15 protein-coding genes are annotated in these 20,421 nt (G+C 44.6%); 3 read left to right on the forward strand and 12 right to left on the reverse strand.

Going from position 1 to position 20,421, the window contains the following annotated elements:
- Positions 1-40 precede the first annotated feature (40 nt).
- From ACGHAV_RS02155 to sdhC, 9 genes are all read right to left on the reverse strand, one after another.
- Positions 41-2,908: a TonB-dependent receptor gene (locus ACGHAV_RS02155; protein ID WP_390375783.1), complete on the reverse strand. Its 2,868-nt coding sequence runs from the start codon at positions 2,906-2,908 to the stop codon at positions 41-43.
- A gap of 326 nt (positions 2,909-3,234) precedes the next feature.
- Positions 3,235-4,107: a succinate--CoA ligase subunit alpha gene (gene sucD / locus ACGHAV_RS02160; RefSeq protein ID WP_014998326.1), complete on the reverse strand. Its 873-nt coding sequence runs from the start codon at positions 4,105-4,107 to the stop codon at positions 3,235-3,237.
- A complete protein-coding gene (gene sucC, locus ACGHAV_RS02165) occupies positions 4,107-5,273 on the reverse strand; it encodes an ADP-forming succinate--CoA ligase subunit beta (RefSeq protein WP_025255208.1) in 1,167 nt (388 codons plus the stop codon). The genes sucD and sucC overlap by 1 nt, the downstream gene beginning before the upstream one ends.
- Before the next feature lie 152 nt (positions 5,274-5,425).
- Entirely contained in the window at positions 5,426-6,931 is a 1,506-nt protein-coding gene (gene odhB / locus ACGHAV_RS02170; protein WP_390375788.1) for a 2-oxoglutarate dehydrogenase complex dihydrolipoyllysine-residue succinyltransferase, read from the reverse strand.
- 9 nt (positions 6,932-6,940) lie between these two features.
- Positions 6,941-9,760, reverse strand: coding sequence for a 2-oxoglutarate dehydrogenase E1 component (sucA, locus tag ACGHAV_RS02175; protein WP_390375791.1), 2,820 nt, complete (start codon positions 9,758-9,760; stop codon positions 6,941-6,943).
- Positions 9,761-9,934: 174 nt separating this feature from the next.
- The gene (locus tag ACGHAV_RS02180; RefSeq protein ID WP_156078342.1) at positions 9,935-10,645 is read right to left on the reverse strand and encodes a succinate dehydrogenase iron-sulfur subunit; all 711 of its coding nucleotides are present in this window, start codon (positions 10,643-10,645) and stop codon (positions 9,935-9,937) included.
- 14 nt (positions 10,646-10,659) lie between these two features.
- Positions 10,660-12,432 (reverse strand): succinate dehydrogenase flavoprotein subunit, encoded by a 1,773-nt coding sequence (sdhA, locus tag ACGHAV_RS02185; RefSeq protein ID WP_071814726.1) that lies wholly within the window; start codon positions 12,430-12,432, stop codon positions 10,660-10,662.
- Between the two features lies 1 nt (position 12,433).
- The gene (gene sdhD / locus ACGHAV_RS02190; protein WP_071814725.1) at positions 12,434-12,781 is read right to left on the reverse strand and encodes a succinate dehydrogenase, hydrophobic membrane anchor protein; all 348 of its coding nucleotides are present in this window, start codon (positions 12,779-12,781) and stop codon (positions 12,434-12,436) included.
- On the reverse strand, positions 12,775-13,149 hold the full coding sequence (sdhC, locus tag ACGHAV_RS02195) for a succinate dehydrogenase, cytochrome b556 subunit (protein WP_390375796.1): 375 nt from the start codon (positions 13,147-13,149) through the stop codon (positions 12,775-12,777). The genes sdhD and sdhC overlap by 7 nt, the downstream gene beginning before the upstream one ends.
- A gap of 701 nt (positions 13,150-13,850) precedes the next feature.
- Between sdhC and ACGHAV_RS02200 the strand changes: the two genes are divergently transcribed.
- Together ACGHAV_RS02200 and ACGHAV_RS02205 are read left to right on the forward strand one after the other, a co-directional pair.
- Positions 13,851-15,128: a citrate synthase gene (locus ACGHAV_RS02200; RefSeq protein ID WP_334014264.1), complete on the forward strand. Its 1,278-nt coding sequence runs from the start codon at positions 13,851-13,853 to the stop codon at positions 15,126-15,128.
- A gap of 95 nt (positions 15,129-15,223) precedes the next feature.
- Positions 15,224-15,646 (forward strand): DUF3429 domain-containing protein, encoded by a 423-nt coding sequence (locus ACGHAV_RS02205; RefSeq protein WP_390375799.1) that lies wholly within the window; start codon positions 15,224-15,226, stop codon positions 15,644-15,646.
- 149 nt (positions 15,647-15,795) lie between these two features.
- On the opposite strand, the gene ACGHAV_RS02210 is transcribed toward ACGHAV_RS02205, so the two are convergent.
- From ACGHAV_RS02210 to ACGHAV_RS02220, 3 genes are all read right to left on the reverse strand, one after another.
- Positions 15,796-17,256 carry a phosphomannomutase CpsG gene (locus ACGHAV_RS02210; RefSeq protein WP_390375802.1) on the reverse strand — a complete coding sequence of 487 codons (1,461 nt, stop codon included), beginning with the start codon at positions 17,254-17,256 and terminating at the stop codon, positions 15,796-15,798.
- A gap of 217 nt (positions 17,257-17,473) precedes the next feature.
- Positions 17,474-18,367, reverse strand: coding sequence for a pirin family protein (locus ACGHAV_RS02215; RefSeq protein ID WP_390375805.1), 894 nt, complete (start codon positions 18,365-18,367; stop codon positions 17,474-17,476).
- A 2-nt stretch (positions 18,368-18,369) separates the two neighbouring features.
- Entirely contained in the window at positions 18,370-19,344 is a 975-nt protein-coding gene (locus tag ACGHAV_RS02220) for a glutathione S-transferase family protein (protein WP_390375808.1), read from the reverse strand.
- A gap of 249 nt (positions 19,345-19,593) precedes the next feature.
- On the opposite strand from ACGHAV_RS02220, the gene tcdA reads away from it, so the two are divergent.
- Positions 19,594-20,388 (forward strand): tRNA cyclic N6-threonylcarbamoyladenosine(37) synthase TcdA, encoded by a 795-nt coding sequence (tcdA, locus tag ACGHAV_RS02225; protein ID WP_390375811.1) that lies wholly within the window; start codon positions 19,594-19,596, stop codon positions 20,386-20,388.
- The last annotated feature ends 33 nt before the right edge of the window (positions 20,389-20,421 follow it).

Below are 20,421 nucleotides of genomic sequence, written 5' to 3' on the forward strand. Positions count from 1 at the left end.
TTAAGCGCTTGCATGTAACAAGCGCTTTTTCAACAACCACTTAGAACGTGTAGTTGAAACCAAGTAGAAAGTTACGGCCGTATGTTTCATACTTCGTAATTTGGCGGCTGTCTCCAGGGTTAGCCTGAACTGTTGGCTCGTCAGTAAGGTTTTGACCTTGAAGCGTTACACGTAAGCCCTTAAGCGCTTCAATGCCAGACTCGTCAAAGTCATAACCAATTTGCGCGTCAACTTGCTTAACACCTTGGTCTTGAATTTGCGCAAGCGATAGGCTGATAGCACGCTCTTCTGTGGCAAATGCGTCACGTTTAGTTGCTGATACACGGAACTCGAAACCATTGCTTTCGTAGAAAGCGGTTAGTGAGTACGTTTCTTCTGATAAACCAGGTACTGCATCACCGTTGTCTAGCTGACCGTCAAGGAACGTTGCACTTGCAAACATACCGAAGCCTTCTAGTGACTCGTGGATTAAGTCAAACGGAAGACTACCTTGAACTTCCCAGCCGCGAACAAAACCTTCAAGACCGTCTTCACGGAAGCTTACGAAACCTTGAAACGTTTGTGGCGGTATAACATCTCTTTCATCAATTAATAAGTCTCCAGTAACATCTGATCGACCCGACGTTTCGTGATACCCTTCAATGAAAGAAGAACTGAAATCACCTATTGTCTGACCAGCAACGTGCCAGTTAGTTAAGTCTTTGTAGAAAAAGCTAACCGCAACATAGCCGGTATCGGCAAAGTAGTTTTCATAAGCAATATCAAACTGATTGGCTTCAAGTGGTCTTAAACGTGAGTTACCAGCGCTTGCAGACCAAGGGCTATTACCAAGCTGATCAGAAGCGATTTGCTGATCGTTGAAAGTAAAGTTAACCTGATTGTTTGGACGCATGTCATCCATACGTGGGCGGCTGATTACTTTACCAAGCGCGGTACGAATAAACTGGTTTTCCGCAATTTCAAAGCTAAGGTTAAGGGTTGGAAGCACGTCAGTGTATGAATCACCATCAGAAACCGGCACCGCTGATGTGAAACCTGATGGACCCGATGTTGTATTGAAACCAGTTCCTGTTTGGTCAACATTGATAACTTGAAGACCTAGGTTACCAACGACTAATACGTCACCGATTTCAGTTTCGATGTCAAGTTTCGCGTAAGCTGTAAGAATGTCTTCTTCGATGGTATAAGTATCACCACGACGACCGTTCTCAAAAAGCTCTGCATCAGTTAGCGTGTAGTAGCCGCTTCTGTATAGACCAAGACCGTCATAGGCAATTACACCATCAATACCTAAGAAACCTAAATCAGCTGTTCCAATAGGGTTAGGTACTAGCTCTTGATTTGGCCAAGAAGGTGCAGTCAAGAAGAAACCGTTGTTATCTTTGCTCTTCTCACGCATTTGGTAGTTAACACCAGTGGTTAGGCGAGAGAAAATACCCCATTCAACAAAACCTTCTACGTCTAAACGAACTGCATCTAGCGTTTCGTTAAATACCGGATCGTTTACGAAACCATCCTGAGCTGTCTCTGGACCAAAGCCATCAACACCTTGGAATGCTTCAACTGGCGCTAATGCACCACCCCACGCTTGAGGACCTGCAAGGAATATCGCATTAGGATCCCCAAGGTCTACGCTATCTAACGTTGGGTGATCGCTATAAACCGCGCCAGTAGACGTCATTGACCAAGCACGTGGCGTTAGTGGACGACCGTCGATACCAGCACGGCCTACACCAGAGTAGCTTTCTACATCAGTGATTCGCTTGTCTACTTCACCAGTTGATACGTCGAACGTTGCCGTCCAGTTATCGTTAATGATGTATTCAGCGTTTAGACCGAAAGTCGTAAGTTCTGCTTTTTGTTGTCTTGAATCGTTACGGATTACTGATAGGAAACCGTCATAGTAACCAGAGGTTACAAGGCCATTTTCCACACCTGTAATTGTGTAAGCGCCCGTACCCCATTCTGCGCCACCTTCTTCAACACCACGACGCGCATCATTTTCTTCGAAGTCGATATATAGTGCGTCGAATTGAATAGTTAGGTCTTCAGTAGGTGCATACTCAATAACACCTGCAACTGACGTACGCTCTAGCATTGCAGAACGCGTAAATGAGTCATGACCACCAAGAATAACAGTACCTTCTGGTACTTCTACGCCTTCAGCGGCATTAGCTGGATTTGCATTTGCATAACCCCAACCGCGGAAGTGTTGTGCCTGACGTGGAGACTCCATATCAGCAATTACTAGTGCTACACCTAATTTGTCATCAGCAAACTGGTCGACAAAGTTAACCGACAAACGGTGACCTTTGTTGTCGAAATCTGGGTTACCAGCGTCTTTTTGGTTCGCCTCATACGTGCCGTTAATAGCAAACGTTTCTTTTGCATGTAGTGGGCTTACAGTTTGAATATCAACTGTACCACCGATGCCTTGCGTCATAAGACCCGCTTCAGGAGTCTTATACACAAGGATGTTTGAAACAATCTCAGTTGGGTAAAGGTCGAACTCTACGCCACGGTTGTCGCCCATACCTAGAAGCTCACGACCGTTAAGCGTTGTGCCTACGTAGTTTTCGTTGAAACCACGAACAGATAGACCACTTGTACGACCGTTGCGGCGTTCACCTGCTAAACCAGGAAGACGTGCAATTGATTCTGCAATACTGGTGTCTGGAAGTTTACCGATATCTTCAGCAGATAGGGCTTCAACAATTGACGTGTTGTCCATCTTGATGGCTTGTGCACGCTGTAGACTACCGCGAATACCGCTTACCTGAATAACTTCTAGGTTAGCTTCATCAACAGCATCAGTGTTTGCTTCTTGTGCAAATGCAGGAGAGCTTGCAAATGCTACACCGCCTGAAATAAGCGCAGCTTTAATTAGGTTGGGTTTAAATTGTTTCATAAAACGGGTGTCCCATACGGTTATAGTTTTTGTCTTTTGTTGTTCTTATGACAATTAAATGACAATACATCTCGTCGGCATAATGCTATAGAGGACCTAGGGAATGCACAATTGCCTGCATACGTATTCAATAAAAATATGCAACACTGCATTAACAAAGCATTTTTATAGATTTATGTAATTTAACAACACAAAATACGTAAAAATGGGGCTTGAAAGAGAAGAGGTTGTAATATTGTTACATTGAGATGAATTCAATTGTTAACGAGAACTAATAAAAAAGCCCGCTTAACGCGGGCTTTTAACATCTTGCGTGCTAGCGCATATTACCAACCGGTAGTTTCGCGCAGTGCTTTACCGATGTCAGCTAGTGAACGTACAGTTTTAACGCCTGCGTCTTCTAGCGCTTTAAATTTCTCATCAGCAGTACCTTTACCGCCTGCGATGATTGCACCAGCGTGACCCATACGCTTACCTGGAGGAGCAGTAACACCTGCAATGTAAGAAACAACAGGCTTAGTCACATTCGCTTTGATGAATGCAGCCGCTTCTTCTTCTGCAGTACCGCCGATCTCACCGATCATCACGATAGCTTCTGTTTGTGGGTCGTCTTGGAACATCTGAAGGATGTCGATGAAGTTTGAACCAGGAATTGGGTCACCACCGATACCAACACAGGTAGACTGGCCGAAACCTTCGTCAGTAGTTTGCTTAACTGCTTCGTACGTAAGCGTACCAGAGCGAGAAACAATACCTACTTTACCAGGCTTGTGAATGTGACCAGGCATGATACCAATTTTACACTCTCCAGGAGTGATAACACCTGGGCAGTTTGGACCAATCATGCGAACGCCTTTCGCTTCTACGTATTCTTTAACGTAAAGCATGTCTAGCGTTGGGATACCTTCAGTAATACATACGATTAGCTCGATACCCGCATCTGCAGCTTCAACAATTGAATCTTTACAGAAAGGTGCTGGTACGTAGATAACTGTTGCAGTTGCGCCAGTTGCTTCTACCGCTTCACGTACAGTATTGAATACTGGAAGACCTAAGTGCTCAGTACCGCCTTTGCCTGGTGTAACACCACCAACCATTTGCGTACCGTAAGCAATTGCTTGTTCAGAGTGGAATGTACCCTGACCGCCAGTGAAACCCTGACAAATTACTTTAGTATCTTTATTAATTAATACAGACATTATTTGCCCTCCGCTGCAGCAACAACTTTCTGTGCTGCATCAGTTAGCGATTCAGCAGCGATGATATCAAGACCAGAGTTCGCTAGAACGTCACGGCCAAGCTCTGCATTGGTACCTTCTAGACGTACAACTACTGGTACTTCTACGCCTACTTCTTTAACCGCACCGATAATCCCTTCTGCAATCATGTCACAGCGTACGATACCACCGAAGATGTTAACCAATACCGCTTTAACATTGTCATCAGAAAGGATGATTTTAAATGCTTCAGCTACACGCTCTTTAGTCGCGCCGCCACCAACATCTAGGAAGTTAGCTGGCTTGCCGCCGTGTAGGTTTACGATGTCCATTGTACCCATTGCTAGGCCTGCACCGTTAACCATACAACCTACGTTACCGTCTAGTGCAACATAGTTAAGCTCCCACTGAGCCGCGTGTGCTTCACGCGCGTCTTCTTGTGAAGGATCTTGCATATCTTTCAGCTTAGGCTGACGATACAATGCGTTACCGTCGATACCTACTTTTGCGTCAAGGCAGTGTAGGTTTCCGTCAGTTTTGATTACTAGCGGGTTAATTTCGATAAGCGCTACGTCAAGCTCTTCAAACATCTTCGCAAGGCCAAGGAAAATTTGAGTAAACTGCTTAATTTGAACGCCAGAAAGACCAAGAGCAAACGCCATTTCGCGTGCTTGGTAAGGCTGAGGGCCTACAATTGGGTCGATTTCAGCTTTAAGAATTTTCTCTGGAGTTTCTTCTGCAACAGTTTCAATCTCAACGCCACCTTCAGTAGATGCCATAAATACAACGCGACGGGTTGTACGGTCAACTACTGCACCAAGGTAAAGCTCGTTAGCGATATCTGTGCAAGATTCAACAAGGATTTTGCTCACAGGCTGACCGTTTTCGTCAGTCTGGAAAGTCACCAAATTTTTGCCAAGCCAGTTTTCAGCGAAAGCACGAATGTCGTCTTTGTTTTTAACTAGCTTTACACCGCCAGCTTTACCGCGACCGCCCGCGTGTACCTGACACTTAACTACCCACTCTTCTCCGCCAATTCGGTCAGCGGCTTCTACAGCACCTTGAGCAGTGTCTGCTGCGTATCCTTCAGAAACAGGCAAACCGTATTCTTTGAATAGCTGCTTACCTTGGTATTCATGCAAATTCATGGTGTTTCTATCCGATTTTTAGTAAGACAAAAGCCGCAAATGCGACTTGATTATTAAGACTGATATTATAGGGTAAATATCAGCGTTGCGTTAGGCGCTGAGCAAGATAACACAAGCAAAGCGCCCAACCACAATTAAGTGAGACGAAAGTCTTATACGTCTAGTAGTAGACGTGTTGGATCTTCAAGCATCTCTTTAACTGTTACCAAGAACCCAACTGATTCTTTACCATCGATAATACGGTGATCATAAGAAAGCGCTAGGTACATCATTGGTAGAATTTCTACTTTGCCATTAACTGCCATAGGGCGATCTTGGATTTTGTGCATGCCCAAGATTGCGCTTTGCGGCGGGTTAATGATTGGTGTAGACATTAGTGAACCAAACACACCACCGTTGGTGATTGTGAAGTTACCACCTTGTAGTTCAGCCAGTGACAGTTTACCGTCACGACCTTTAAGTGCTAGTTCCTTAATTCCTTTTTCAACACCTGCCATGCCAAGCGTGTCAGTATCTTTAAGTACTGGCGTTACAAGGCCACGTGGTGTAGAAACGGCAATCGATACGTCGAAGTAATTGTGATAAACAATGTCATCACCGTCGATTGACGCGTTAACTTCTGGGAAGCGCTTAAGTGCTTCTGTAACTGCTTTAACGTAGAACGACATAAAGCCTAAACGAATGCCGTGACGTTTTTCGAAGCTCTCTTGATACTGTTTGCGAAGGTCCATGATTGGCTTCATGTTTACTTCGTTGAACGTAGTCAGCATTGCTGTAGAGTTTTTGGCTTCAAGAAGACGGTTCGCAATTGTCTTACGAAGACGCGTCATAGGAACGCGTTTTTCTGTGCGATTACCTGTAGGTAAATCTGCAACTGGTGCTTCAGCTGCAGCAGGCGCCGCTTTTGATGAGCTGTCGCCGCCTTTAAGATACTTCTCTACGTCTTCTTTAGTGATGCGGCCATTTTTACCTGTGCCTTTCACTTTTGCTGCATCTACGCCTTTCTCAGCAAGTAGACGACGAACTGACGGGCTTAATGCATCGCTGCTGTCTTCACTATCGTCTGATTCTGCAGATGCCGCTGGTGCAGAAGCACCGCTCGCTGCGCCTTCAACAAACTTAGCAATAACTTCTTCAGCAGTAACCGTAGCGCCTTCTTCTGCAATGATTTCACTAAGTGAACCATCTGCAGGTGCAACCACTTCAAGAACGACTTTGTCAGTTTCAATGTCTACTAGGTTCTGGTCACGAGATACTGCTTCACCAACAGCAACGTGCCACGTAGCGATCGTAGCGTCAGCAACCGACTCTGGAAGTACAGGCACTCTTACGTCAGACGCTTTGCCTGATGCAGCCGGAGCAGAAGCTTTTGATTCTTCTTTTGACTCGTCAGATTCAGACGCAGCAGGAGCAGCAGCGCTACCCTCTTCTAACTTAGCAATGACTTGCTCGCCTAAAACAGTCGCACCCTCTTCATTTAGGATTTCACCCATTGTACCGTCCGCTGGCGCCACAACTTCTAAAACCACTTTATCAGTTTCGATATCAACCAGGTTCTGGTCTCGTTTAACTGCGTCACCGGCTTTAACGTGCCAGGTTGCAATGGTGGCATCGGCAACTGACTCAGGTAGAACCGGAACTTTTATCTCAATTGTCATTACTGTTCCTTATTTAATTGTGAGTGCGTCTTCAACCAGGGCTTTCTGTTGCTGGTTGTGAACGGAAACATAACCTACTGCAGGCGACGAGGATGCATCACGGCCCGCATATGTTAATTTTGCACCATCTGGAATTGCTTGCCAGAAGTGGTGTTGGCTACAGTACCACGCGCCTTGGTTTTGAGGCTCTTCCTGACACCAAACCCAATCTTTTACGTGGCTGTATTGTGCCACAACTTTAGCGCATTCTTCTTGTGGGAATGGATAAAGTTGCTCTAAACGAATGATTGCAACGTCTGTTTGCTCATTTTTACGGCGTTGGTCTAACAAATCGTAGTAAACCTTACCTGAACACATCACCACGCGTTTAACGTTCTTCGGTTCGATATCGTCAATTTCACCGATTACGTTGTGGAATTTACCCTCTGCCAGCTCTTCCATTGAAGATACAGCAAGCGGATGACGTAACAATGACTTAGGTGACATTACGATAAGCGGTTTACGCATTGGACGCACAACTTGGCGACGAAGCATGTTGTAAACCTGAGCAGGTGTAGAAGGTACACACACTTGCCAGTTGTGATCAGCACACATTTGAAGGAAACGCTCAAGGCGTGCAGAACTGTGCTCTGGTCCCTGACCTTCATAACCATGTGGCAGTAAAACGGTAAGACCACACAGACGGCCCCACTTCGCTTCACCTGAGCTTAAGAACTGGTCGAAAACAACTTGTGCACCGTTTGCAAAGTCACCAAATTGGGCTTCCCAAATAGTTAAGCACGTTGGCTCTGCCGTTGCGAAACCGTATTCAAATGCCATAACCGCTTCTTCTGAAAGCACAGAGTCGTAAATCTCAATCTCGCCTTGCCCCTCGCGAATGTGCTGAAGCGGCATATAAGTAGAAGCATCTTTTTGGTTATGCAAAACAGCGTGACGGTGGAAGAAAGTACCACGGCCAGAGTCTTGCCCAGTAATACGAATGTCTTCGCCAGCATCAACAATAGTGGCATACGCTAAATTTTCAGCCATACCCCAATCGAGTAGCTTCTCGCCTGCAACCATTGCTTTACGATCTTGATAAAGCTTGTTAACGCGCGATTGAAGTTTGTGCTCTTCTGGAATTGTCGTAATTGACTCGCCTAGCGCTTTAAGTTTTTCAACTGAAAGCGAACCATCATATGGCGTATCCCAGTCGTGGCCAAGGTACGGAGACCAGTCTACACTGTGCTCTGTCATTGGACGCCACTCTTCCACAACGCATGCGCCGTGGTCTAGTGCTGCACGATATTCTTCAATGTAGCGGTCAGCATCGCGCTGTTCTATTACACCTTCAGCAATAAGCTGATCAGCATAGATAGCGCGTGGCACTGGATGCTTTTTAATTTTTTGATACATCAACGGCTGAGTCGCATTTGGCTCATCAGCTTCGTTGTGACCGTGACGACGGTAACAAACTAGGTCGATAACCACGTCACGCTTAAACTTGTTGCGGTACTCAAGCGCAAGCTGCGTTACGAAAGCAACAGCTTCTGGATCGTCCGAGTTTACGTGGAAAATAGGCGCCTGAACCATTTTTGCAATGTCAGTACAGTATTGCGTCGAACGCGTATCTTCTGTTTTAGATGTTGTAAAACCAACTTGGTTGTTAACTACAATACGTACAGTACCACCTACGGCGAAGCCGCGAGTCTGTGACATATTGAATGTTTCTTGAACAACGCCCTGACCTGCGATTGCAGAGTCACCGTGAATAGTAATTGGTAGAACAGTATTAGTGTCGTTATTGCGTCGAGCCAGACGCGCACGAACTGAGCCCATCACCACTGGATTTACAATTTCTAAGTGAGATGGGTTAAACGCAAGCGCCAAGTGAACATTGCCGCCCGGGGTAGCAAAATCTGAAGAGAAACCAGCGTGGTATTTCACGTCACCCGCGCCTAGCGAATCGTCGTGTTTACCAGAGAACTCATCAAACAGTACTGATGGGTTTTTACCAAGAACGTTAACTAACACATTCAAACGACCACGGTGGGCCATACCGATAACCACTTCTTTCGTGCCAGCGGTTCCGGCTTTGGTAATCAAACCTTTAAGCATTGGAATTAACGCATCACCACCTTCCAGTGAGAAACGTTTTGCACCTGGGAATTTAGAACCCAAGTATTTTTCCATGCCATCAGCAGCAGTTAAACCCTTAAGGATGCTTAACTTCTCATCACGAGAAATTTCAGGCTTTGCTTGCACTGATTCGATTTTTTGTTGTAACCAACGCTTTTGGTCAGTATCGGTGATATGCATATATTCAGCACCGATAGAGCCACAGTATGTGCGATTTAGCGACTTGAATAGTTCGCCTAGCGACATTGTTTCTTTGCCTATGGCATAGGAACCCACATTGAATACGCTGTCAAAGTCTTGCTCTGACAGAGAGTGGTGAGACAGCTCAATATCGCGTACACGCTCTTGCTTCCACAAACCCAATGGGTCTAGGTTGGCATTTTGATGCCCGCGAAAGCGGAAAGCGTTGATTAATTGAAGAACTTTGACTTGCCTGTCGTCTGAAATATTTGCAGAGGGCACAGACGGACTAGACATGCGGGCTGTAGGCCCTAACGCAGCAAGTTGCCTAAACTGATTTTTAATTTCTGTATGATTGGTTTCTAACTCTACGCCATCGACTTTGGGGAGGTTATCGAAGATTTGTCGCCAGTTTTCAGAGACACTTTGCGGGTCTTCTAAATAAGTTTCATACAACTCTTCAACATAGGCAGCGTTGGCACCTGCCATGTGCGAGGAATCCCACCACGCTTTCATCACGCTTTCTTGCATTTAATTTGCCTTGCTACGTTTTATAAAATCTAGTTAACAATCAAGATGTATTATAAGGTTATTCTCAGCATAACCAAGTGTTATAACAGCGAATATATAAAAAAATAGCCATCCTTTTGGGATGGCTATCTAGCGTATCGCATCTATAACTCAGAAAGTTATCAGACTATAGTACTAAACAGCCCGTTGTAAAAGCATAGACTTAATTTGTCCGATTGCTTTAGTCGGGTTCAAACCTTTAGGACACACGCTTACGCAGTTCATAATTCCGTGACAGCGGAATACGCTGAATGCATCATCAAGGTCGTTAAGACGCTCTTCAGTTGCAGTATCACGACTATCAATTAAAAAACGGTACGCGTGTAGTAGACCTGCTGGGCCGATGAACTTGTCTGGGTTCCACCAGAAAGATGGACAAGACGTAGAACAACAAGCACAAAGGATACACTCATACAAACCGTCTAGTTTAGCACGTTCTTCAGGCGACTGAAGGTGCTCACGCGCTGGCGGCTGTTTGCTGTCATTGATTAAGAATGGCTTAATCTTCTCATACTGAGTGTAGAACTGAGTCATGTCTACTACCAGGTCACGTACTACTGGTAGACCTGGAAGTGGACGTACAACAATTTTACCTTTGCCTAGGGCTGATAACGGAGTAATACATGCTAGGCCGTTTTTGCCGTTCATGTTTACACCGTCTGACCCACAAACACCTTCACGGCAAGAGCGACGGAAAGATAGCGACGGGTCTTGCTCTTTAAGTGCCAATAGCGCGTCTAGCACCATCATGTCCTGACCTTCCTCTACTTCTAGAGTGTAGTCTTGCATGCGAGGCTTCGCGTCTACTTCTGGGTTGTAACGATAAATCGAAAAAGTTAATTGCATGATCGTTGCCTCTCTTAATATGAACGCACTTTAGGCGGGAATGCTTCCCTAAGCTTAGGCGCCATATTTACTTCACGTTTAAGCATTTTATCAGTGTTCGGATCGTAGATGCTGTGGCATAACCAGTTGTCATCATCACGGTCCGGGAAGTCGAAGCGGCTGTGTGCGCCACGGCTTTCTGTTCTGAAGTTCGCTGCTACTGCTGTGCTGTACGCGGTTTCCATTAGGTTATCAAGCTCTAGACACTCAATACGCTGGGTATTGAAGTCTGCGCTCTTGTCGTCAAGGCGTGCATGCTTAAGACGCTCGCGAATTTCGCTAAGCTCTTTAAGACCTTCCGCCATTGCTTCACCTTCACGGAATACTGAGAAGTTAAGCTGCATGCATTTCTGCAAGTCTTTCTTAATTTGTACTGGGTCTTCGCCCTTACCTTTCTCTGAATTTTCCCAACGGTTGAAACGCGTCATTGAAGCTTCAAGGTCAGACTCAGACGCGTCGCGTGTTGGTGCCATTTCAGAAAGTGCTTTACCAAGGTGTAGACCAGTAGCACGACCGAATACAACAAGGTCAAGAAGTGAGTTACCGCCTAGACGGTTTGCACCGTGTACAGATACACAGGCAATCTCACCACATGCAAATAGGCCGTTAACAACCTTGTCATTACCGTTTTCATCAACAGTTAGACACTGACCGTCTACATTTGTTGGAATACCACCCATCATGTAGTGACAAGTAGGAATTACTGGAATTGGCTCTTTAACAGGGTCAACGTGTGCGAACGTACGTGACAGCTCAAGAATACCAGGTAGACGTGACTCAAGTACGTCTTTACCAAGGTGGTCAAGCTTAAGTTTGATGTGAGTACCCCATGGGCCTTCACAACCACGACCTTCACGGATTTCTGTCATCATTGAACGTGCAACAACGTCACGACCAGCAAGGTCTTTTGCGTTAGGTGCATAACGTTCCATGAAGCGTTCACCGTCTTTGTTTAGAAGGTAACCACCTTCACCACGACACCCTTCGGTTACCAACGTACCTGCGCCAGCGATACCCGTAGGGTGGAACTGCCACATTTCCATATCTTGAACCGCAACACCTGCACGTAATGCCATACCAACACCGTCACCAGTGTTGATGTGTGCGTTTGTGGTAGACGCGTAGATTCGACCTGCACCACCTGTTGCAAGAACAACAGCACGTGACTTGAAGTAGACCACCTCACCAGTTTCGATGTCGATTGCCGTACAACCTACAACGTCGCCGTCTTGGTTTTTCACTAGATCTAGTGCGTACCACTCAGAGAAAACTTTCGTTTTGTTCTTAACGTTTTGTTGGTAAAGGAGGTGAAGAAGCGCGTGACCTGTACGGTCAGCCGCTGCTGCCGTACGAGCGCCCTGCTCGCCGCCGAAGTTTTTAGACTGACCACCAAATGGACGCTGGTAAATTTTACCATTTTCGAAGCGCGAGAATGGTAAACCCATGTTTTCCATTTCGATAATCGCTTCTGGGCCAGTTTTACACATGTATTCGATAGCGTCTTGGTCACCGATGTAATCAGAACCTTTAACGGTATCGTACATGTGCCATTCCCAGTTGTCTTCATGTGAATTACCTAGTGCTACGGTAATACCACCCTGTGCAGACACGGTGTGAGAACGGGTTGGAAATACTTTTGATAACAGTGCACATGATTTACCAGACTGTGAAATCTGAAGTGCCGCGCGCATACCTGCACCGCCGGCTCCAATTACTACTGCATCAAACTCGTGAACGGGTAAACTCATATTACACTCCCCACAAAACGAATAAGCCAACAGCAACGTAGCCAAAAGCGATGATATTTAGTATGTATTGTAGTCCTGCGCGCAGACCTGTTGCTTTAACATAGTCTGTAAGTACCTGCCATAGGCCGATACGCACGTGGATCATCACTGCTACTAGAGCTGCCAATGTGAAAACTTTCATAGCTAGGCCAGAGAACAAACCTCGCCATTCGATAAACGTAATGTTATCGGTGGTAATAAAAAACCACGCCATGAAAACCGAGTACGCGAAAATAATTGCTGCTGTTGCGCGAAGTGAAACGTAGTCTTGTACGCCGTCACGCTTAATGCTTGCTTGGTTGGTTACCATAGTGCAACTCCCAATACTACGGTCAGTACAACCCAAAGTGCGATTACTGCTTTTGCACTAGTGTTGCCCGACTCTAATTCTTCCCAGTGACCTAAATCCATAACAACATGTCTTAGGCCGCCTAGAATGTGATACGTCAGCGCTGAAGCTGTGCCAATTGCGACAAATTTTCCAAAGAAACCGTCCATCATTGCTTGAACGTTCGCGAAACCTTCAGGTGAATGAACAGAAACTGCCCATGCCCAAATTACAAATAGTAGCGCGAAGAACATTGCAACACCGGTTACACGGTGGAGAATTGACGAAATAGCAGAGGGCGGAAATTTAATAGTATTGAGTTCTAAATTTACTGGTCTTTGCTTTTTCACAATGTATGCCTGTTTAATCCGTAGGGGATAATGAATTACTTATCTTTATTATGTCCTGAATAAGTGAATTCGCTTTTTAACCTGTTAATTGCCTCATCCATTGAGTTGTTAACAATTTGTGAATTATTCTTTAATGCTTGTAACGGAATAATTATTCCGCTTCAAAAGCACCGCTGAGTATATCCAGCGTAGTATATAATTACAATTTTTTGTGCCGTAGTAAGACTTTAGTCGCTTATTGTCCTACCTTGTAATTATTTCGTGTAAAAAGAGATCAAAATTGGGTGCAACGCGTTTAAACGAGTGCAACAACAGTAGTTAAAGTTTATCAGCAGCAACGGGGAATAACTACGTAAGCGACAGAGAAATTAATGACTTTTAATCTGAGTGAGTATTTATTCCACATCTAAAGGTCACTTTTTAATCCCAGCTGCTAATATTTAACGATCGGTGGTTTACCTTTCGATAAAAGCCATTGATAATTGAACGGTATCGGGCAAAGTGAAATTCCAACGCGTTAATTATTCGTTATCTGATTGCTAATTATTTTTTTAAGCAATTCGGAATATTTATTGTGCATATATGCAATTAAATTGACTTGTTAGTGCATAATAAAGTACAAATACGCCCACTTTTCCCAACGAAGCGGATATTTTCATCCGTTTTCGTCGCAAACAGAACCATTCTGAGGAGAGCATTATATGGCAGATCAGAAAGCCATTCTTAAAGCCGGCGGTAAGGAAATCGAGCTTCCTATCTTGTCTGGCACCGAAGGACAAGATGTAATCGATGTCCGTACGCTTGGCCAAAGCGGCTATTTCACGTACGACCCAGGTTTTATGGCGACAGGATCTTGCGAGTCAGCAATCACCTATATCGACGGCGCTCAAGGTGTACTGTTACACCGTGGCTTCCCTATCGAAGAACTAGCACGCGATGCTGACTATTTAGAAGTATGTCACATGCTTCTTCACGGTGATGCACCGACAAAAGAACAGTACGAAGAATTTAAAGCGACGATTACTCGTCATACTATGGTTCACGAACAAATTAACATGTTCTTCCATGGTTTCCGCAACGACGCGCACCCTATGGCAATGCTATGCGGTACAGTTGGCGCGATGTCTTCGTTCTACCACAGCGACCTAGACGTATCGAATGAAGAGCAACGTATCCGTAGCGCACATCGACTAATTGCGAAGATGCCTACGCTAGTTGCTATGTGTTACAAGTACAACATCGGTCAGCCGTTCGTTTACCCACGTAACGACCTAAGCTATGCTGCTAACTTCTTGAACATGATGTTCTCTGTTCCTGCAGAAGAATATCAAATCAGCCCTGCTGTTGAACGTGCTATGGACCGTATCTTTACGCTTCACGCAGACCACGAGCAGAACGCATCAACGTCTACTGTACGCCTTGCAGGTTCTTCAGGTGCTAACCCTTATGCATGTATTTCTGCGGGTGTAGCATCACTATGGGGCCCTGCTCACGGCGGTGCAAACGAAGCGTGTCTAAACATGCTTGAAGAAATCGGTACGGTTGACCGTATTCCAGAATTCATTGCACGTGCAAAAGACAAGAGCGACCCATTCCGTCTTATGGGCTTCGGTCACCGTGTTTATAAGAACCACGACCCACGTGCTACAGTTATGCGCGAAAGCTGTCACGAAGTACTAAGCGAGCTAAATGTTAAAGATCCTCTGCTAGAAGTAGCTATGGAACTTGAAAAGATTGCATTAAGCGACCCATACTTCGCTGAGAAGAAACTGTTCCCGAACGTAGACTTCTATTCAGGTATCGTACTTAAGGCAATTGGTATTCCTACCAACATGTTCACGTGTATCTTCGCACTGTCTCGTACAGTAGGCTGGATTTCACATTGGCATGAAATGATGAGCGACCCTAAGCAAAAGATTGGTCGTCCTCGTCAGCTATACACTGGTCACAGCCAGCGTAAGTACAACCCAATTAAGTAATACTGAACTTAGTTTTTACTTTAATTGTAAAAATAGCGCCTAACGGCGCTATTTTTGTTTTATGTACACAGAAAATATTTATAAAAGGAACGTGAATGCCCTATTCTGCATTGTTTTTAGGTATTGCTGGTTTAATTCCCTTCATAGCAATGCCGCTGGCCTATCAATTAAATCTGTTTTCTATAACGCAGAGTACCGCTTATTTCGTTCAGTACTCTGCCGTATTGTTGTCTTTTTTTGGCGGTATTCACTGGTGGGACTCAGTAAGCAATCAGCGATATGGCAAACAAATGTACATCGCCATGTTGCCCACCATTGTGGGGTGGTTGTGTTTAGTTTTTGCAAACGATATAAAGGTGCTCGGCGTTTTGTCACTTAGTTATGTTGCGTTACTAGTGTACGACAAGTTCACGCTAAGTATGCCAAAAGACCAAGTGGTAAGCTATATCAGTATGCGAATGGGGCTAACCACCGTTGTGGTACTTTGTCATGCGTGGATGATTTACTTGCTAGCTTAGCGTGTATCAGTGCTCGTAACTCTACACCGAAAAGTTACGCGTAACATAATAGATAATTCAGTAACCACCTTTAAACCCAGAAATTACTTGCCTAAAACAAAAAAGGCGTGCATTAAATGCACGCCTTTTTTAACGTTAATTAAAACTTTCTACTCTGCACGAATAAGCGCAAGTAACTCAGCGGTTTTTTCTTCCATTAGCGCAATGTCACCCTTGCTCTCCACGTTCAAACGAATAACCGGCTCGGTGTTTGATTTACGTAAATTAAAGCGCCATGTTCCAAACTCTAGGCCTAAGCCATCAGTGGTATCAACAACATCAGCTTCTGGTTTGTATTTATTTGTTACACGCGCTAGAGCTTCATCAGCATCTTTTAGCTTACTGTTTATTTCGCCTGAAGAAGGAAACGCCTCAATGCGCTCTTTCACCATGCTAGCAAGACTTTGCTTTTTCACACAAAGCAGTTCAGCCACGAGTAACCATGGAATCATGCCTGAATCACAGTATGCAAAATCACGGAAATAGTGGTGCGCACTCATTTCACCACCATAAACCGCATCTTCTTTTCGCATGCGTTCTTTAATGAACGCGTGCCCTGTTTTTGATTTGATTGGTGTACCACCCGCATTGGCTACAATATCTTCCGTATTCCAATAAACACGAGGGTCGTAAATTATCTTGCTGTCAGTATTCTTCTCGATAAACGCTGAAGCTAATAGGCCTACTATGTAATAGCCTTCAATGAATTGTCCTTCTGCGTCAAACAAGAAACAACGATCGAAATCGCCGTCCCACGCAATACCAAAGTCGGCATTGGATTGTTTTACCGCGTTTGCAGTGTCGTCGCGATTTTCAGGAAGTAAAGGGTTTGGAATACCGTTAGGAAACGTACCATCCGCTTCATGGTGTACTTTTATAAACTCAATGGGCACACCTTTATCAAGCATAGCTCTTTCAATTGCATCAAGTGCCGGACCAGCGGCACCGTTACCAGCGTTAACAACAACTTTTAGCGGCGTAAAATTGTCTACGTTAACGTAAGAAAGCATGTGCTCAACATAGGCGTCCATACATGAAATAACTTCAAACTGCCCGCTTTCTACAAGCTTGTCAACGCTCACATGAGCTTTCCCATTGAAGAATGCATCGTCGCTTATTTCACAATTATTCGTGTAAAAAGCAATACGCTCATTTATAGCTGCATCGTCAAGCTGTTCTGCCGTCGCTTTAATCGCATTTAGACCAGTATCACCGCTGATAGGTACAGACCCGGCTTTAACTAGCTTCATTCCGTTGTAGTTTATTGGGTTATGGCTTGCTGTAACCTCAATGCCCCCATCAACCTCTAGGTGTTTGGTGGCGAAATAAATTTCTTCTGTACCCGCTGAGCCAATATCAAATACGCGTGCACCGGCGTCAACTAAACCCGCGCTTAGTGCCAGCTTCAATGGTGTTGATGTTAATCGTACATCACTACCAACGACTACCGTTTTTGCATTTAACTCTTTGGCGAAAGCAAAGCCAATGCGGTATGCCACGGTCTCAGTAAGTTGTTTGTTTAATTCACCACGTATGTCGTACGCTTTAAAGCACGTAATTTCAATCGCCATTTCTATATTTAATCCCTAACATTGCTCTTATTTGAGTTTGGAAATTTGAATTCTTGGGCTGCGCGCCACTTTTGGCGAAGTATTAAATCATTTGGAGGAGTGAATTACTAATAGAAAGGTAAAAAAACGCTTGTTACCAAGCGTTTTCTTGTGATGATAAATCTTATAACCTAATTACAAACTTCAACTTGCCAAAAACCCTCAGAATAGTGAGTTGTTACGCTAAAGTTCCACTTTGGTAGTCATTAAACGCTTTAATTATCTCTTGCTGTGTATTCATCACGAAAGGACCATATTGTACAACAGGCTCATTAATAGGCTGCCCAGTAACAACAATACACTTACATTGCGTGTCTGTGCTTAAAACAATTCTATTGCCGGCATTCGAAAGCACGCCTAGCTCACCGCTTTTAAGCGTTGTATTCGAGTCGCTACTACTCCCGTTTTCGTCACTATTGGCTTTGGTGTTGCATTGCCCTTCGTAAACATAAACAAATCCGCTACTGCCCTCTTCCAGCTGAATTTCCGTCTCGCCCTGCTTTAGCGTTACGTCATAGAAAGAAGGTGATACTGCGGCTGTTTTTACTGGGCCTCTTGTTCCTTGCAGGCTCCCCGCTAACACCTTCACAGTGGCATTAGGCAAACTAACCTCGGGAACCTCATCGGGCCTTATATCTTGATAATTAGGCGAGGACATTTTCTCAGACGCGGGTAAATTTACCCATAACTGAAAACCTTGTAATAGACCTTCTTCTTGTTCGGGCATTTCTTCATGAATAATGCCTTTTCCGGCATTCATCCACTGTATCCCGCCTGCCTCGATAACGCCTTCATTACCTACTGAATCCTTATGTCGCATTTTACCAGCAAGCATATAGGTAACCGTTTGGAAACCTCGGTGAGGGTGCGCAGGAAAACCAGCGATATACTCACCTGGGTTATCAGAGCCAAAGAAGTCCAACATTAAAAATGGATCTAACCGCGGTAAATCAGGTTGACCAATAATGCGGGTTAGCGATACGCCTGCGCCATCGCTAGTTGCGATTCCGCTAACTACTTTTTCAACGCGTTTGTTTGAATCTTGGTTTGAAGCCAACATAGTAGTACTCATTATCAATACTGCTTGTCGCGACCATGCGGTGCAAGCAAGTCTTGTGATGGACCAACTGGAATAACCTGTGTTGGGTTAATCATAGTATGACTGTAGTAATAGTGACGTTTTATATGGTCAAAGTTAACCGTCTCGGCTATCCCAGGCATTTGATACAACTCTTTCATGTAGCCATAAATATTCGGGTAATCAGCTATTTGCTTTACGTTACATTTGAAATGACCATGATAAACGGCATCAAAGCGAATTAACGTTGTGAACAACCGCCAATCTGCTTCTGTAATTTGGCTGCTTGAACCGTCACCTACCAAATAACGTTGTTTCGCTAAACGTGCTTCTACTGTGTCTAACGCATTAAACAACGCACCTACCGCTTCTTCGTACGCTTCTTGTGTAGTGGCAAAGCCAGATTTATACACGCCATTGTTGATACCGTGATAAACCAAATCGTTTATATCGTCGATGTCTTTACGAAGCGCCTCAGGGTAATAATCGTCTGTGTTTCCGGTTAACTCATTAAACGCACTATTGAATATGCGAATAATTTCAGCCGATTCATTGTTTACAATGCTGTTGGTGTGAGTATCCCACAAAATGGGAACCGTAACTCGCGATGTAATATCTGGTTTTACTTTCGTGTAAAGTTCATGGGCGTAGTTTTTACCAAACAACTTGTCGCCTGTTGCCCCTGGATATTCACCAAACTCCCATCCTTTGCCCAACATCTCAGGATGCACTACAGAAACATCAATATGTTCTTCAAGCCCCTTTAGCACTCGAAAGATAAGGGTTCTGTGAGCCCAAGGGCACGCCAATGAAACGTATAGATGATAGCGACCAGACTCTGCTTTGAATTTTGCGCCGTCTTCATTAGATATAGAATCACGAAATTGTGATGCCTGACGTTCAAATTTCCCACCACTCTTTTTGGTGTCATACCATTTATCTTGCCACTGTCCGTCTACTAATAGGCCCATGATTGCCTCCTGATCTGTATTGATGGATGCATTTAAACATACATAAACTGGAACGTATGTCGGTATAAAACGGATTTACTATTCGAAAAAATCACACGTTGTGTAAACAACAGTAAATTTCATATTTGCAATTTTAATGCTTTCTGCGATCATGCGCGCCAAGCGCTACAGCTAAGAACTTGCAAGGGTGTACCTTGAAGAAACAGTGCATTCCATTCGCATCATGCTGAAGCATTAACTGATTATTAAATGAAGAAAGTGATAAAGATGTCTGACGATCAACGATTAGGTGGCATTGTGCGTTTGTACGGTGCTGAACAAACCAAAAAATTAGCTGCTAGCCACGTTGCGGTAGTTGGTATTGGCGGTGTTGGTAGTTGGACTGCCGAAGCATTTGCCCGTTCAGGCATTGGCAAAATCACGCTTATAGATTTAGATGACGTTTGTGTTACTAACACAAACAGGCAAATTCACGCACTATCCAACACCATTGGTGAAGCGAAGGTTGACGCAATTTCTGCGCGGATAGCGCTAATCAACCCCAATTGCCAAGTTGTATGCATTGAGGATTTTGTTACACCAGAAAATACCGCAACTTTACTTACCAAAGAGATGGATGCAGTGGTGGATGCTACAGATAGCATTCGTGCAAAAGCCGCTATGATTGCGCACTGCAAACGCGCAAAAATACCTATCGTTACAGTGGGAGGCGCTGGAGGACAAATAGATCCAACTCAAGTTACCAAAGGCGATTTATCGAAAACAACGCAAGATCCTCTCGCGGCCAAATTACGCGGTGAGCTTCGTCGTAATTATAACTTTAGTAAAAACCCGAAACGACGTTTTGGCGTTGAGTGTATCTATTCCACAGAACAGTTGCGCTACCCACAGCCAGATGGCTCGGTTTGCCATAATAAATCGGCTATGGAAGGCGGTACGCGTCTAGATTGCGCAGGAGGGTTTGGCGCGGTAGTAACAGTAACAGCAACGTTTGGAATGTTTGCAGCAGCTAGCGTGATTAATAGATTAACTGCACAAAAATAGACTTTCGCCGATAACCTAAGCACAATAGCGGAA

This window comes from Alteromonas sp. MTD1 (assembly GCF_042848195.1).
Classification (GTDB): domain Bacteria; phylum Pseudomonadota; class Gammaproteobacteria; order Enterobacterales; family Alteromonadaceae; genus Alteromonas.